The following is a 14,913-nucleotide window of genomic DNA, read 5'->3' on the forward strand; positions in this document are numbered from 1 at the left end:
ATGGCCTGGTTATTCGAATACCCGTCACTCTAGCACAGCCTCGGAGCTGAAAAACCTGTTCACCACACCCTCGCAAATTTCACTGAGACAGCTCTGGAATGCGCCTTAGCGGATCAACCACAGCTATCGTCCAGGCCCTATAAAAGCTGTTGGATCAATCAGTAAAACAGCCCACGACGAGCCCCGACACAGCAATCAAACGCCGCGTAAACAGGTCAAAACAGGCCGTTTGATGGTAAGCTCGCGCACCATGAAAACGCCGAACTCACGCCCTGTAGTGCTTTGCCTGTCCGGCCACGACCCTTGTGGCGGCGCCGGCCTGCAAGCCGATATCGAAGCCCTGCTCGCCCAAGGCTGTCACGCCGCCCCGACCGTGACCGCACTGACCGTGCAGGACAGCGTCAACGTCCAGGACTTTCGCGTGCTCGATCGCGCCTGGGTACTGGCTCAGGCGCGAGCGGTCATCGCCGACCTGCCGGTGGCTGCAGTCAAGCTGGGCATGCTCGGCTCGGTGGAAATGGTCGACACCGTGCTGGAGATCATGCAGCAGCTACCCGGCGTGCCCCTGGTCTGCGACCCCGTACTGAGGGCCGGCGGCGGCGGCGCGCTGGGCCAGGACGACGTTGGCTACGCCATGCGCGAGCGGCTGTTCGCGCTATCCAGCATCGCCACCCCCAACCTGCCAGAGGCGCGCATCCTCGCCGAGCTGCCAGACGGCACGGCCGATCAGTGCGCCGAGAAACTGCTGCCGTATATCCGCCATTTACTGATCACCGGCGGCCACGGCGACGAACGCGAAGTGCACAACCGGCTTTACAGCCGCGATGGCAGCCAACACACCTTCGTCTGCCAGCGCCTGCCCGGCAGCTACCACGGCTCCGGTTGCACCCTGGCCAGCGCTCTGGCTGGGCGCCTGGCCCTCGGCCAGGAACTGGTCAGCGCGGTGCAGTTCGCCCTCGACTACACCTGGCGCACCTTGCGCGATGCCGAACAACCCGGCCACGGCCAGTACCTGCCGCGGCGCCTGCCGCTGGATTTCTGTTGATGGAGAGCTGCCAATGAAGCTGCATGGCCTGTACGCCATCACCGACAGCCAATTGCTCGCCGACGGCAAGCTGCTGCCCTATGTCGAAGCCGCACTGAAGGGCGGCGCCAGGCTGCTGCAGTACCGCGACAAGTCGAGCGAGGACGCGCGCCGCCTTCGCGAAGCCGAAGCCCTGCGCGAGCTGTGCGAGCGTTATGGCGCCGCGCTGATCATCAACGACGACGCCGAACTGGCAGCGCGACTCGGTGTCGGCCTGCACCTGGGCCAGAGCGATGGTTCGCTGGCCGCTGCCCGCGCCCTGCTCGGGCGCCAGGCGATCATCGGCGGCACCTGTCATGCGCAACTGGAACTGGCCGACATGGCCGCCAACGAAGGCGCCAACTACATCGCCTTCGGGCGCTTCTTCAATTCCACCACCAAGCCCGGCGCGCCCGCGGCCACGCTCGACCTGCTGCAAGCGGCACACGACCGTTTCAGCCTACCGATCGTCGCCATTGGCGGCGTCACCCTGGCCAACGCCCCCCAGTTGATCGCTCGCGGCGCCAGCATGGTCGCAGTGATCCACGCGCTGTTCAGCGCTGACTCGGCAGCGCAGGTCGAACAGCGCGCGCGTGCCTTCAGCGCCCTGTTCGCCGACACCCCAGATACCTAATTGCTTACCCGGGCGACCGCCCTCGCCCCGACTCGAATATCAAGAGGTTCGCCATGTCCCGTTCGCAAATCCTGTTCGCCAACGCCCAGAAGCACATCCCCGGCGGCGTCAACTCGCCAGTGCGCGCGTTCAAGAGCGTCGGCGGCACCCCGCTGTTCTTCAAGCACGCCGCTGGCGCCTACCTGATCGACGAAGACGACAAGCGCTACGTGGACTACGTCGGTTCCTGGGGGCCGATGATTCTCGGCCATAGCCATCCGCAGGTACTGGATGCGGTGCGCCAGCAACTGGAACACGGCCTGTCCTTCGGCGCACCGACCGCCATGGAAACCGAGATGGCCGACCTGGTCTGCAGCCTCGTGCCATCCATGGACATGGTGCGCATGGTCAGCTCCGGCACCGAAGCGACCATGAGCGCGATTCGCCTGGCCCGCGGCTTCACCGGTCGCGACAGCATCATCAAATTTGAAGGCTGCTACCACGGTCACTCCGACAGCCTGCTGGTCAAAGCCGGCTCCGGCGCCCTGACCCAGGGCGTCCCGAGCTCCGCCGGGGTGCCGGCGGACTTCGCCAAACACACCCTGACCCTGCCCTTCAACGACCTCCAGGCGGTCGCGCGAATGCTTGGCGAAGTTGGCCAGCAGGTGGCGTGCATCATCGTCGAACCAGTGGCCGGCAACATGAACTGCGTGCCACCAGCACCGGGCTTCCTCCAGGGTTTGCGCGAGCAGTGCGACAAACACGGCGTGGTACTGATTTTCGACGAGGTGATGACCGGCTTTCGCGTCGCCCTCGGCGGCGCCCAGGCGCATTACGGCGTGACCCCGGATCTGACCACTTTCGGCAAGATCATCGGTGGCGGCATGCCGGTCGGCTGCTTCGGCGGCAAGCGCGAGATCATGTCGTGCATCGCCCCGCTCGGCCCGGTCTATCAGGCCGGCACCCTGTCCGGTAACCCGCTGGCCATGGCCGCCGGCCTGACCACCCTCAAGCTGATCAGCCGCCCCGGCTTCCACGCCGAACTGAGCGACTACACCACCCGCCTGCTCGACGGCCTGCAACAACGCGCCGATGCCGCCGGCATACCCTTCGTCACCACCCAGGCAGGCGGCATGTTCGGCCTGTACTTCAGTGGAGCCGACGACATCGTCACCTTCGACGACGTGATGACCAGCGACAGCGAACGCTTCAAGCGCTTCTTCCACCTGATGCTGGAGGGCGGCATCTACCTGGCCCCCAGCGCCTTCGAGGCCGGCTTCACCTCCATCGCTCATGGCGACACGGAACTCAAGCTGACCCTGGACGCCGCCGAACGCGCCTTCGCCGAGCTGAAGAAAGCCTGATGCAGTACAGCACCGCCGCCTCCGATGGACTACTGGCACTGGCCTGCCTGGCCTGCGCCATCGCCCTCGGCAAGGCCCGCGGGCGCCACCCCGAGGCCGATCAACCAGCGCTATTCTGCGCCCTGCTCGGCTTCCTCCTGCCAGCTGCCGCCGCCACAAGCGGTGCGCTACGCTACGGCCTGGATCCCAACTGGCAAGCTGCTCACTTATGGCTGAGCCAGGCCAGCAGCTTTCTCGGCCTGCCGCTGCTTGGCCTGGCCGCGTTGAGCCTGGGACGCAGTTGGGCCTGGAGCCGACCGAACTGGGGCCGAGCGGTATTAGGCCTATGTGCCTTCTTTGAGCTGTTCCGCCAGATGAACCTGCTCGAGGACTACCGCCTGCTATTGGGCCTGGCGAGCTTGCTGCTGATCCTCCATGCCGGCTCCAGGCAATGGCCGCGACGCATTCCCACTCTGGCCGCTGCCGGCGCAGTGGGCCTGTTCCTGCTGGCCGGCCTGGCCGTCGGAACCCAGGGCTTTATCGGCCCCCTGCGTCGCGTCGACCTGTATCACGGCCTACTGACCGCCGCTTACCCGTTAATCGCCTGGCTAATACTGGATCTGCCTGGCTGCCGACGGAAAAAACCCACTCAAGACCCTGTAAGATCGAACAGTCTTATTTCATAATGCGATGGCTGGCGCGCTGCGTCGGCCGGGCAACACACCCGCCCCGCTTGTTGAGGTTCTGTTATCCAGATGATCCGCACCGGCCGCACCCTGTCTCTGGGCTGCCTGTTGCTTGTACTGCCGTTACTTGCCTGCGCAGGCGGCAACTCCCTGCTGATCCCGGCTACCAGCAGTTGCTCGCTGAACAGCCCGCCCGAGGACTTGCCTGACGCCCTGGCCGCCTGTCAGGAAGCTGCGCACAATGGCAGCCTGCAAGCGAAATACGAACTCGGCGAATTTTTTTACGACGGCAAGCGCGCACCGCGCGATCTGCCGCAAGCACTGAACTGGTTCGAACAGGCCTCACTGCAGGGCCACGCCCAGGCTCAATATCGCCTGGGCATGATGTTCTTTCGCGGCGAAGGCGTCCCGGCGAACAATGTTCAGGCCTATATCGTGCTGAAGATGGCGGCAGTCAATGGTTCTGACGAGGCAATGGACAGTGCCGACCTGATTTCGGCACAGATGCCACGCGACGAACTGGAAATTGCCAGCCAGGTGCTCGGGCAGATCTTCCGCAACTACCTGCTGGAATTGCAGACCGCCGACGAACGCTCCCCGTTCGCTCCCCTGCCGTAAGCAAACCGCCTAGCAGGCCGCTGAAAACTTAACGAGCCACGACCAGGCAAGACGAAATCAGCCGACCGGCACAGCCTGACGCAGCCCCAGAGCAAGGCAAGAGCTGCCGCACTCATTGTTAACCTGGAGTGATTCGAGCAGCCCGCAGTTGTTTTACTTGTCCGGCATCGGCATGGGGAACGGCATGATATTGCCGCCGCCCTTGGCCTCGCTGATCTTCGGCGTACCCAGACGCTCCACTTCGTCGATGCGAATGATCGCGTGCATCGGCACGAAGCTACGCACTACGCCATCGAACTGGGCTTTGAGCTTTTCTTCGCTAGGGTCGACCACCACCTGGGTGCGCTCACCGAAGACGAACTCCTCCACCTCAAGAAACCCCCACAGATCGCTTTGAAAAATCTGCTTGGCGTACATTTCGTACACTTGGCCCTGATTGAGAAAAATGACCTTATAGATAGGCTCGCGCTTGCTCATGGATAGCAGTTCAGACTGGGAAAAATGAAGGGGGCAGATAATAGCACAGCCACCGGGCAGCCAACCCTAGGAAGCCAGCCGCCGGACCACTATAATGTGCGGTTCTTCGAATCACCCTTTGAGCCCGCATGACCAAGAAGCTTTATATCGAAACCCACGGCTGCCAGATGAACGAGTACGACAGCTCGCGCATGGTCGACCTGCTGGGCGAACATCAAGCCCTGGAAGTCACCGAGCGCGCCGCGGACGCCGACATCATTCTGCTCAACACCTGCTCGATTCGCGAAAAAGCCCAGGACAAGGTGTTTTCCCAGCTCGGGCGCTGGCGTGAGCTGAAGCTGGAAAACCCCGATCTGGTGATCGGCGTCGGCGGCTGCGTGGCCAGCCAGGAAGGTGCCGCCATCCGCGATCGCGCACCCTACGTCGACGTGGTTTTCGGCCCGCAGACCCTGCACCGCCTGCCGGAAATGATCGACGCGGCGCGCAGCACCAAGCAGCCGCAAGTCGATATTTCCTTCCCTGAGATCGAGAAATTCGACCGCCTGCCCGAGCCGCGCGTCGATGGCCCCAGCGCCTTCGTCTCGGTGATGGAAGGCTGCAGCAAGTACTGCACCTTCTGCGTGGTGCCCTACACACGCGGCGAGGAAGTCAGCCGGCCGCTGGCCGACGTGCTCGGCGAGGTTATTCACCTGGCCGAGAACGGCGTGCGTGAAGTGACTCTGCTCGGGCAGAACGTCAACGGCTATCGCGGCGCGACCCAGGGCGGCCAGCTCGCCGACTTCGCCGAACTGCTCTACGCAGTGGCTGCGATCGACGGCATCGACCGCATCCGCTACACCACCAGCCACCCACTGGAATTCTCCGACGCGCTGATCCAGGCCCACGCGGAGATTCCCGAGCTGGTCAAATACCTGCACTTGCCGGTGCAATCGGGTTCGGACCGCATTCTCGCGGCGATGAAGCGCAACCACACCGCACTGGAATACAAGTCGCGCATCCGCAAATTGAAAGCAGCTGTTCCCGATATTCTGATCAGCTCCGACTTCATCATCGGCTTCCCCGGCGAGACCGAGAAAGACTTCGAGCAGACCATGAAGCTGGTCGAAGAGATCGGCTTCGACTTCTCCTACTCTTTCGTCTACAGCGCGCGCCCCGGCACCCCGGCCGCGGACCTGCCCGACGAGACCCCGGAAGAACTGAAGAAGCAGCGCCTGAAAATCCTCCAGGACCGTATCAACCAACTGGGCTTCGAGAATAGCCGGCGCATGGTCGGCAGCGTGCAGCGCATTCTGGTCAGCGATTACTCGAAAAAAGATCCCGGCATGCTCCAGGGCCGCACCGAGAGCAATCGCGTGGTCAACTTCCGCAGTGACAATCCGCGCCTGATCGGCCAGTTCGTCATGGTGCTGATCGATGACGCCATGCCCCACTCGCTGCGCGGCACCTTGCTGACGGAACCACACCCAGCCTGAGCCAACCACTGGGAAGCTCCGCGAGCACCTGACTCGCGGGCTTTTCAGTGAGCTGCTAAAGTCGCAGTTGCCCGTACTTTCAGCCGAGGGCAGCTGGCGTTATTCTTCGTTTCACTACCCTGCCGACTGGCGGCCACCACACGACCTTGAACACACCCATAGAACCCCGTCGCTTCACCCTCGAACCCTTCGACGCTCGGCGCTTCGCCGACCTGTGCGGGCAACTTGATGAGCACCTGCGCCTGATCGAACAGCGCCTGGGCATTGAAATCCGCAATCGCGGCAATCAGTTCGAGCTGCTCGGCCCGCCAGAGCGTACCCAGTCCGCCGAACAGCTGCTGCGTCGCCTGTACCGCGAAGCCAAGAACAGCGAACTGTCTCTGGACACCGTGCACCTGGCACTGCATGAGTCGGACACCGAAGAGCTGACCAACCCGAGCGCAGAGACCAGCGTGGCCCTGCGTACGCGCAAGGGCATGATTCGCCCGCGCGGCGCCAACCAGCAGCGTTACGTCAAGGCCATGCTCGAGCACGACATCAACTTCGGCATCGGCCCGGCCGGCACCGGCAAGACCTACCTGGCCGTCGCCTGCGCGGTGGATGCCCTGGAGCGCGAGCAGATTCGTCGCATCCTGCTGGTCCGCCCGGCAGTAGAAGCCGGCGAGAAACTTGGTTTCCTGCCCGGCGACCTGGCACAGAAGATCGACCCCTATCTTCGCCCCCTGTACGACGCACTCTATGAGATGCTCGGTTTCGAACATGTTGCCCGACTGATCGAGAAGCAGGTGATTGAGGTCGCACCACTGGCCTATATGCGCGGCCGTACGCTGAGTAACAGCTTCATCATTCTCGACGAAAGCCAGAACACCACGATGGAACAGATGAAGATGTTCCTCACCCGCATCGGTTTCGGCTCCACGGCCGTGATTACCGGCGACATCACCCAGGTCGACCTGCCGCGCGGCACCCGCTCCGGCCTGACCCACGTGATCGACGTACTGCATGAAGTGCCCGGCATCAGCTTCACCCACTTCAAACCCAAGGACGTGGTACGCCACCCGCTGGTGCAGCGCATCGTCGAGGCCTACGAGCATCATGACAACCGCCTGCACGGCAAGCCCGACGACCTGGACAACGACGATGCTTGAGCTGGATCTGCAACTCGCCAGCGAGGGCAAACAGCTGCCCAGCGAGGCACAGTTTCGCGACTGGTGCGCCCTGGCCTTGCGCCAGCGCAGCGCGGACTCAGAGCTGACCATCCGCCTGGTCGATGAGGCCGAAGGTCGCGAGCTGAACCACACCTGGCGACACAAGAATTACGCCACCAATGTACTGTCCTTTCCCGCCGACGTACCGGATGGGCCGGACGGCGTTCCGCTGCTCGACATCCCACTGCTCGGCGACCTGGTGATCTGCGTGCCCGTGGTCGAGCGCGAGGCCATCGAACAGGGCAAGCGTCTGGAGGCGCACTGGGCGCATCTGGTGATTCACGGCTGCCTGCATCTACTCGGTTACGACCATATCGAGGATCTCGAAGCCGAGGAAATGGAAACACTGGAACGCATACTGCTCGCCGAGCTGGGTCACCCCGACCCCTATGCCGGCGACGAATAACTCCCCACAAGTAAGGATTCCGAGTACCCCCATGAGCGAAGACCGATCGAGCAACGAGCAGAAGTCCTGGTTGAATAAACTGACCCAGGCTTTTGCTCATGAGCCGAAAAACCGTCAAGAACTGCTGGAAGTGCTACGCGAAGCACATCAGAACAAGCTACTCGACAGCGAAGCCCTGGCGATAGTTGAAGGCGCCATTCAGGTAGCCGACCTGCAGGTTCGCGACATCATGGTTCCCCGCTCGCAGATGATCAGCATCAAAGCCAATCAAATGCCCAAGGAATTCCTGCCTTCGATCATCGAAGCCGCGCACTCACGCTATCCCGTCGTTGGCGAAAGCCTCGACGATGTGATCGGCATCCTGCTGGCCAAGGACCTGCTGCCACTGGTCATGCTCGATGAGCAACCGAGCTTCAACATCAAGGATCTGCTGCGCCCGGCGACTTTCGTTCCCGAGTCCAAGCGCCTCAACGTACTGCTGCGCGAGTTCCGCGCCAATCACAATCACATGGCCGTGGTCATCGATGAATACGGCGGCGTCGCCGGCCTGGTGACCATCGAGGATGTGCTCGAGCAGATCGTCGGCGACATCGAGGACGAGCACGACGTCGAAGAGGACAGCTATGTCAAACCGCTGCCCAGCGGCGACTTCCTGGTCAAGGCCCTGACCCCGATCGACAACTTCAACGAAGCCTTCGCCTGCGAGTTTTCCGACAACGAGTTCGATACCGTCGGCGGCCTGGTGATGAGCGCCTTCGGCCATCTGCCCAAACGCAACGAAGTGACCGAGATCGGCGAGTTCCGCTTCCGTGTGCTGAACGCCGACAGTCGGCGCATCCACCTGCTGCGCCTGACGCCTCTCGAGCGCTGAGGCCGTCGGCACCAGGCCTGGCTTTTTGCGAGACTGGGCCCGGCTGCGGGGCCCACCGAGCGTGATCACCTGCACTCCATTACCGCTAAACAAGTGCCAGCCGCGACAGTCAGCCTCATACCTACGCGCTTTTCCCACAACGCGGCTTGCCCCCGGCCGCCAGTTCCCTATAGCCTCCTGCGGTCTTTCATTGCCAAGGATTTACGATGCGCTGGATCACCCGCCCCGGCTGGCCGGGCAACCTCCTCGTGGCGGCTGCCGGCGCTGCGACCACCCTGGCGCTCGCCCCATTCGACCTGTGGCCGCTGGCCATCCTGTCTATCGCCCTGTTCTACCTCGCCCTGCGCGACCTGAGCCCGCGTCAGGCGGCGTGGCGCGGCTGGTGGTACGGCTTTGGCCTGTTCGCCGCCGGCACCAGCTGGGTGTATGTCAGCATCCACGATTACGGCGCCGCCTCACCGGCACTGGCGGCCTTGCTGACCCTGGGCTTCGTCGCCGGGCTGGGGCTATTCTTCGCCTTTGCCGCCTGGCTATGGGCGCGCTGGCTGCGCCGTGCCGAAGCCCCGCTGGCCGACGCCCTGGCATTCGCCGCACTGTGGCTGGCGCAGGAGGCCTTTCGTGGCTGGTTCCTCACTGGCTTCCCCTGGCTCTACGCCGGCTACAGTCAACTCGACGGCCCACTGGCCGGGCTGGCGCCCCTGGGCGGCGTGTGGCTGATTTCCTTTGTTCTGGCGCTGACCGCAGCGCTGCTGGTCAATCTGGCGCAACTGCGCGCCCGCGCCGCCTTCCTCGCCGCCGGCATCGCCCTGCTGCTCGCGCCCTGGATCGTCGGCATGACCCTGAAAGACCACGCCTGGACCCAGCCGAGCGGCGCTCCGCTCAAAGTCGCGGCGATGCAAGGCAATGTAGAGCAGAATCTCAAGTGGGACCCGGCGCAACTCAACGCACAACTGGCGCTGTACCGCGACATGAGCCTGAGTGCCCAGCCGACTGACCTTATCGTCTGGCCGGAAACCGCGGTACCGGTGCTCAAGGAACATGCCGCCGGCTACCTGAGCGTGATGGATCGCTTCGCTCGCGAACGCCAGGCAGCGCTGATCACCGGCGTGCCGATCCGTCAGGCTAACGAGCGCGGCGAGCCACGCTACTACAACGCCGTCAGCGTGGTGGGCGATGGCAGCGGCGACTACCTGAAACAGAAGCTGGTGCCCTTTGGCGAATACGTCCCCTTGCAAGAGGTGCTGCGCGGACTGATCGCCTTCTTCAATCTACCGATGTCGGACTTCGCCCGCGGCTCGAGCACGCAGCCGCTGCTGCAGGCCAAGGGCCACAAGATCGCCACCTATATCTGCTACGAAGTGGTCTACCCCGAGTTTGCCGCCGGGCTGGCCGCACAGAGTGAGCTGTTGCTGACCGTCAGCAACGACGCCTGGTTCGGCAGCTCGATCGGCCCGCTGCAACACCTACAGATGGCGCAGATGCGCGCCCTGGAGGGGGGCCGCTGGATGATTCGTGCGACCAACAACGGCATGACAGTGCTAATCGACCCCTACGGCCGGATCACCACCCAGCTGCCACAGTTTGAACGGGGCGTGCTGTATGGCGAGGTTCAGCCGATGCAGCAACTGACCCCCTATTTGCGCTGGCGCACCTGGCCGCTAATCATCCTCTGCGGCCTGCTGTTCGCCTGGGCGCTACTGGCCAACCGGATGGCCAAGACCCTCTAGCGCGACACTTAGGGGTAGGCCAGCGGGTAGGCAATTAACCCAATGGCCTCATTGAGGAGCAAGCCGCTCTGCCACAGCGCCTTGCTTTCCGGTAGCCAGCCGCCGGCCGGGCGACCGTTCGGCACACCGAGAAAACCTACCGGGGCAGCTCGCACCTGAAAGCCGACTTGCTCGAAGCTCCAGCGTGCCCTGGGCATGTGCCACGCCTGAGTCACCAACAACACACGCTTGAAGCCCTCGCTACGCAGCAATTCGGCGCTGTGAGTTGCGTTCTCCCAGGTCGTGCGACTCGCCTCCTCTCGCCAACGTACAGCCACACCGTAGTCGCGAGCCAGCACCTGAACCATCAAGGCCGCTTCGCTGGGCGGCACGCCGTAATGCAGACCACCACTGACCAGCAGCGGCAATCCCGAGGCCTTGGCCAGCCGCGCCGCATAGCGCAGCCGTTCCAGCGCAAAGGGACTTGGTTGATCAGCCCCCCAGGCGGGATCATTCTGCTCGCGCCCGCCGCCCAACACGACGATTGCATCGACCTCCTGCGCCAAGTCGCCCCACTGCGTCTCCTGCAACGCCGACTCAGGCTCCAGCAGACGCGCGGACCACTCCACTGTAATTGGCAGACTCATCAGCCACAGCCCGCCAACTCCGACCACAAAGCAGGCAGCCGCCAGGCGCGGAAAGCGCCTACGCAACCACCAGGCAGCGAGCAACAAGAGCAGCAACAGCCCAGGAGGTAACAACAGCTGTTTGAGGACGTAACGAATCGGCATCGGGCATCTCCACAGAGGAGTGAAGCCTACCAGAGCGGTGATTGGCGATTGCGCTTGCTTACCTGCGGCACCTGAGGTGTACGCCTGGTACCCCCCCCCCCCGACAACGAGAATCCCACCTTTCCATTATCAAGAGAGCAAACGACGGACTTGCCGAGAGTCCCCGGAAGCCGAGTCTTGCCCGGACCAGTACTCAGGGCTCTTTTTATCAACGGCCATTACGTTCGATTAATGAGGGTTACTCGCCCGGAACAACTGCGAGCCACAGGCCGAGCAGGCCTTTGTGCCCTTACCGGGCTGCCAATCGGCAGCCACACCGCACACGGCGCAACAGAGCTGCACGCGCTGTTTCAGCGGGGGTTTCGCCTTGCCATGCCCCCTGGCCGCCGGCTTATGCGCCGAGCGCCAAGGCTTTAACGTTTGCGCCGGCCATTGTTCCAGCTGTGCCAGCTCCTCTGCCGCCGCATGCCAGCCGCGCAACCAGTTGAGATCCCGATCCAGATAGGCGCGAATCAACTCAAGCTCGGCAGAGGTCAGGCCGTGCAACTCCAGATCACGCGGCGGATCGGCAGACACGCGACTCAGGCTGTCAGCCTCATCCAGCGCCAGGGCGAGCCGCTGCAACAGCCGCTCATACAAACCGCTGCCCGTCTCTGTTCGCCGCAACTCACCCATCCACTCACCTCGCGCCGGACTCAAAAAAAGCGGCCCCTATATCCAGCTTAGCGGCAGCCCCTTAACCGGCAGGACACAGCGACCAACGGTGCGCAGCCAAGAACGGACGCCTGCGCGCTGCTGTAATCAGGGTTTCCCTCAGTCAAGGGGGGTCATGTATGCTACGGCGTCTACCGAACAGGCCGCGTGAAAGCGCAGTGAGCGAAGGCTAAGCAAGGCAGTTGCAGGCGAAAAAGCGCAGTTTACCCGTGGTAAATAAGCATTCTGAGCCTGTCCCAACGCCGCATAGCCGAGCGCAGCAACTTTCCTGCTGCCTGTATAAGCCCCCATTCCCCAGCGCCAGTAGCCATGCACGAACAGTATCAGCCACGCGAAATCGAAGCCGCCGCGCAGTCCCATTGGGACACGCAAAAATCCTTTGTAGTGAATGAACAGCCGGGCAAGGACACTTTCTATTGCCTGTCGATGTTCCCCTACCCGAGCGGCAAGTTGCACATGGGTCACGTGCGCAACTACACCATCGGTGACGTGATCGCGCGCTACCAGCGCATGCAAGGCAAGAACGTGCTGCAGCCGATGGGCTGGGACGCCTTCGGCATGCCGGCGGAAAACGCTGCGATGAAGAATAAGGTCGCGCCCGCCAAGTGGACCTACGAAAACATCGACTACATGAAGACCCAGCTGAAGAGCCTGGGCCTGGCTGTCGACTGGACGCGCGAAGTCACCACCTGCAAACCAGATTATTACCGCTGGGAGCAATGGCTGTTCACCCGCCTGTACCAGAAGGGCGTGATCTACCGCAAGAACGGCAGCGTCAACTGGGACCCGGTTGACCAGACCGTACTGGCCAACGAGCAGGTCATCGACGGCCGCGGCTGGCGCAGTGGCGCGCTGATCGAAAAGCGCGAAATCCCCATGTACTACTTCAAGATCACCGCCTATGCGGATGAGCTGCTGAGTAGCCTGGATGACCTGGATGGCTGGCCGGAACAGGTCAAGACCATGCAGCGCAACTGGATCGGCAAGTCACGCGGAATGGAAGTCAGCTTCCCCTATGACGTCGCCAGCATCGGCGAAGCCGGCAGCATGAAAGTCTTTACCACGCGCCCGGACACCCTGCTGGGCGCTACCTACGTCGCGGTCGCAGCCGAACACCACCTGGCGTCCGTCGCCCTCGCACGCCTGCCGAGCGACAAGGCGGCCGAACTGCAGGCCTTCATCGACGAATGCAAACGCGGCGGCGTGGCCGAAGCCGACATCGCCACCCAGGAGAAGAAAGGCCTGCCTACCGGGCTGTTCGTCGAGCACCCGCTGACCGGTGAAAAGCTGCCGGTGTGGGTCGCCAACTACGTGCTGATCCATTATGGCGACGGCGCGGTAATGGCCGTACCGGCTCACGACGAGCGCGATTTCGAGTTCGCCCACAAATACCAGCTGCCGATCAAAGCGGTGGTGCGTACCACGGCCGGCGACGAGACCCCGGCACCCTGGCAGGACGCCTATGGCGAGCATGGCCAACTGATCAACTCCGGTGAGTTCGACGGCCTGGATTTCGAGGGCGCCTTCGACGCCATCGAAGTTGCCCTGCAGAAAAAATCCCTCGGCCAGGCACGCACCCAGTTCCGTCTGCGCGACTGGGGCATCAGCCGCCAGCGCTATTGGGGCTGCCCGATCCCGATCATCCACTGCGACAACTGCGGCGATGTGCCGGTGCCGGAAGACCAGCTACCCGTAGTACTGCCCGAAGACGTGGTGCCAGACGGCGCGGGCTCGCCACTGGCCAGGATGCCCGAGTTCTATGAGTGCAGCTGCCCGAAATGCGGCAACCCGGCCAAGCGCGAAACCGACACCATGGACACCTTCGTGGAAAGCTCCTGGTATTTCGCCCGCTACGCCTCGCCCCAGTACACCGGCGGCATGGTTGATCCGGCCGCAGCCAACCACTGGCTGCCGGTGGATCAATACATCGGCGGTATCGAACACGCCATCCTGCACCTGCTCTACGCGCGCTTCTTCCACAAGCTGATGCGTGACGAGGGCCTGCTCGACTCCGATGAGCCGTTCAAGAACCTACTGACCCAAGGCATGGTGGTCGCCGACACATATTTCCGCGTACTGGAAAACGGCGGCAAGGACTGGTTCAACCCAGCCGACGTAGAAATCGAACGCGACGCCAAGGGCAAGGTCATCGCCGCCAAGTTGAAGATCGACGGCCAGCCAGTGGAAATCGGTGGCACCGAGAAGATGTCCAAGTCGAAGAACAATGGCGTTGACCCACAAGCGATGATCGATGCTTACGGCGCCGACACTTGCCGCCTGTTCATGATGTTCGCCTCACCACCGGACATGAGCCTGGAATGGTCCGACTCCGGCGTCGAGGGCGGCAGCCGCTTCCTGCGCCGCGTCTGGCGCCTGACCCAGACCCACGTCAATGCCGGCCTGCCACAGGCGCTGGACAAGAATACGCTCAGCGACGCACAAAGAGAGGTGCGCCGCGCCATCCACCTGGCCATCAAGCAAGCCAGCCAGGACATTGGCCAGCACCACAAATTCAACACCGCCATCGCCGCCGTGATGACCCTGATGAACGTGCTGGAAAAAGCGCCTCAACAAGCCGAACAAGACCGCGCCCTGCTCCAGGAAGGTTTGGAAACCGTGGCCCTGCTGCTGGCACCGATCACCCCGCACATCAGTCACCAACTGTGGTCGGAACTGGGCCAGCACGGAGCGATCATCGACGCTCGCTGGCCGCAGCTGGACGAGTCAGCCCTGGTGCAAGACAGCCTGACTCTGGTGATTCAGGTCAACGGCAAACTCCGCGGACAGCTTGAGATGCCGGCCAGCGCCAGCCGCGAAGAAGTCGAGACGGCGGCCCGGAGCAACGAGAATGTGCTGCGGTTTACCGAAGGCTTGGCTATTCGCAAGGTGATTGTGGTGCCGGGTAAACTGGTCAATATCGTCGCCAACTGATTACACTCGGCGCG

At 62.9% G+C, this 14,913-nt stretch carries 14 protein-coding genes; 11 read left to right on the forward strand and 3 right to left on the reverse strand.

Annotation, left to right across the window (positions count from 1 at the left end):
* Positions 1-250 precede the first annotated feature (250 nt).
* From TMS3_RS22720 to TMS3_RS22740, 5 genes are all read left to right on the forward strand, one after another.
* The gene (locus TMS3_RS22720; protein ID WP_025167599.1) at positions 251-1,045 is read left to right on the forward strand and encodes a hydroxymethylpyrimidine/phosphomethylpyrimidine kinase; all 795 of its coding nucleotides are present in this window, start codon (positions 251-253) and stop codon (positions 1,043-1,045) included.
* Positions 1,046-1,058: 13 nt separating this feature from the next.
* Complete coding sequence (gene thiE / locus TMS3_RS22725) at positions 1,059-1,697, forward strand: thiamine phosphate synthase (protein ID WP_025167600.1); 639 nt, start codon at positions 1,059-1,061, stop codon at positions 1,695-1,697.
* A gap of 53 nt (positions 1,698-1,750) precedes the next feature.
* Positions 1,751-3,040, forward strand: a complete 1,290-nt coding sequence (gene hemL / locus TMS3_RS22730; protein ID WP_025167601.1) for a glutamate-1-semialdehyde 2,1-aminomutase — start codon at positions 1,751-1,753, stop codon at positions 3,038-3,040.
* Complete coding sequence (locus TMS3_RS22735) at positions 3,040-3,705, forward strand: DUF6962 family protein (RefSeq protein WP_025167602.1); 666 nt, start codon at positions 3,040-3,042, stop codon at positions 3,703-3,705. The genes hemL and TMS3_RS22735 overlap by 1 nt, the downstream gene beginning before the upstream one ends.
* 69 nt (positions 3,706-3,774) lie before the next feature.
* Positions 3,775-4,323, forward strand: coding sequence for a tetratricopeptide repeat protein (locus tag TMS3_RS22740; RefSeq protein WP_025167603.1), 549 nt, complete (start codon positions 3,775-3,777; stop codon positions 4,321-4,323).
* A gap of 153 nt (positions 4,324-4,476) precedes the next feature.
* Here the strand turns inward: TMS3_RS22740 and TMS3_RS22745 are convergent, their stop codons facing one another.
* Positions 4,477-4,800, reverse strand: a complete 324-nt coding sequence (locus TMS3_RS22745) for a DUF1820 family protein (RefSeq protein WP_025167604.1) — start codon at positions 4,798-4,800, stop codon at positions 4,477-4,479.
* A 128-nt stretch (positions 4,801-4,928) separates the two neighbouring features.
* Here TMS3_RS22745 and miaB point away from each other — a divergent pair, with 128 nt between their 5' ends.
* From miaB to lnt, 5 genes are all read left to right on the forward strand, one after another.
* Positions 4,929-6,272, forward strand: coding sequence for a tRNA (N6-isopentenyl adenosine(37)-C2)-methylthiotransferase MiaB (gene miaB, locus TMS3_RS22750; protein ID WP_025167605.1), 1,344 nt, complete (start codon positions 4,929-4,931; stop codon positions 6,270-6,272).
* Between the two features lie 146 nt (positions 6,273-6,418).
* Complete coding sequence (locus TMS3_RS22755) at positions 6,419-7,420, forward strand: PhoH family protein (RefSeq protein ID WP_025167606.1); 1,002 nt, start codon at positions 6,419-6,421, stop codon at positions 7,418-7,420.
* Positions 7,413-7,886 carry an rRNA maturation RNase YbeY gene (gene ybeY / locus TMS3_RS22760; RefSeq protein WP_025167607.1) on the forward strand — a complete coding sequence of 158 codons (474 nt, stop codon included), beginning with the start codon at positions 7,413-7,415 and terminating at the stop codon, positions 7,884-7,886. The genes TMS3_RS22755 and ybeY overlap by 8 nt, the downstream gene beginning before the upstream one ends.
* Positions 7,887-7,917: 31 nt before the next feature.
* Positions 7,918-8,757, forward strand: a complete 840-nt coding sequence (locus TMS3_RS22765; protein WP_025167608.1) for an HlyC/CorC family transporter — start codon at positions 7,918-7,920, stop codon at positions 8,755-8,757.
* Between the two features lie 206 nt (positions 8,758-8,963).
* A complete protein-coding gene (gene lnt, locus TMS3_RS22770; RefSeq protein ID WP_025167609.1) occupies positions 8,964-10,484 on the forward strand; it encodes an apolipoprotein N-acyltransferase in 1,521 nt (506 codons plus the stop codon).
* Between the two features lie 8 nt (positions 10,485-10,492).
* Here lnt and TMS3_RS22775 read toward each other — a convergent pair whose 3' ends face one another.
* Together TMS3_RS22775 and TMS3_RS22780 are read right to left on the reverse strand one after the other, a co-directional pair.
* Positions 10,493-11,254, reverse strand: coding sequence for a YdcF family protein (locus tag TMS3_RS22775; RefSeq protein ID WP_025167610.1), 762 nt, complete (start codon positions 11,252-11,254; stop codon positions 10,493-10,495).
* 228 nt (positions 11,255-11,482) lie between these two features.
* Positions 11,483-11,929: a hypothetical protein gene (locus TMS3_RS22780; protein ID WP_025167611.1), complete on the reverse strand. Its 447-nt coding sequence runs from the start codon at positions 11,927-11,929 to the stop codon at positions 11,483-11,485.
* A gap of 348 nt (positions 11,930-12,277) precedes the next feature.
* Between TMS3_RS22780 and leuS the strand changes: the two genes are divergently transcribed.
* Entirely contained in the window at positions 12,278-14,899 is a 2,622-nt protein-coding gene (leuS, locus tag TMS3_RS22785; protein WP_025167612.1) for a leucine--tRNA ligase, read from the forward strand.
* Positions 14,900-14,913 lie beyond the last annotated feature (14 nt).

Origin of the sequence: Pseudomonas taeanensis MS-3, assembly GCF_000498575.2 — a bacterium.
Lineage (GTDB): Bacteria > Pseudomonadota > Gammaproteobacteria > Pseudomonadales > Pseudomonadaceae > Aquipseudomonas > Aquipseudomonas taeanensis.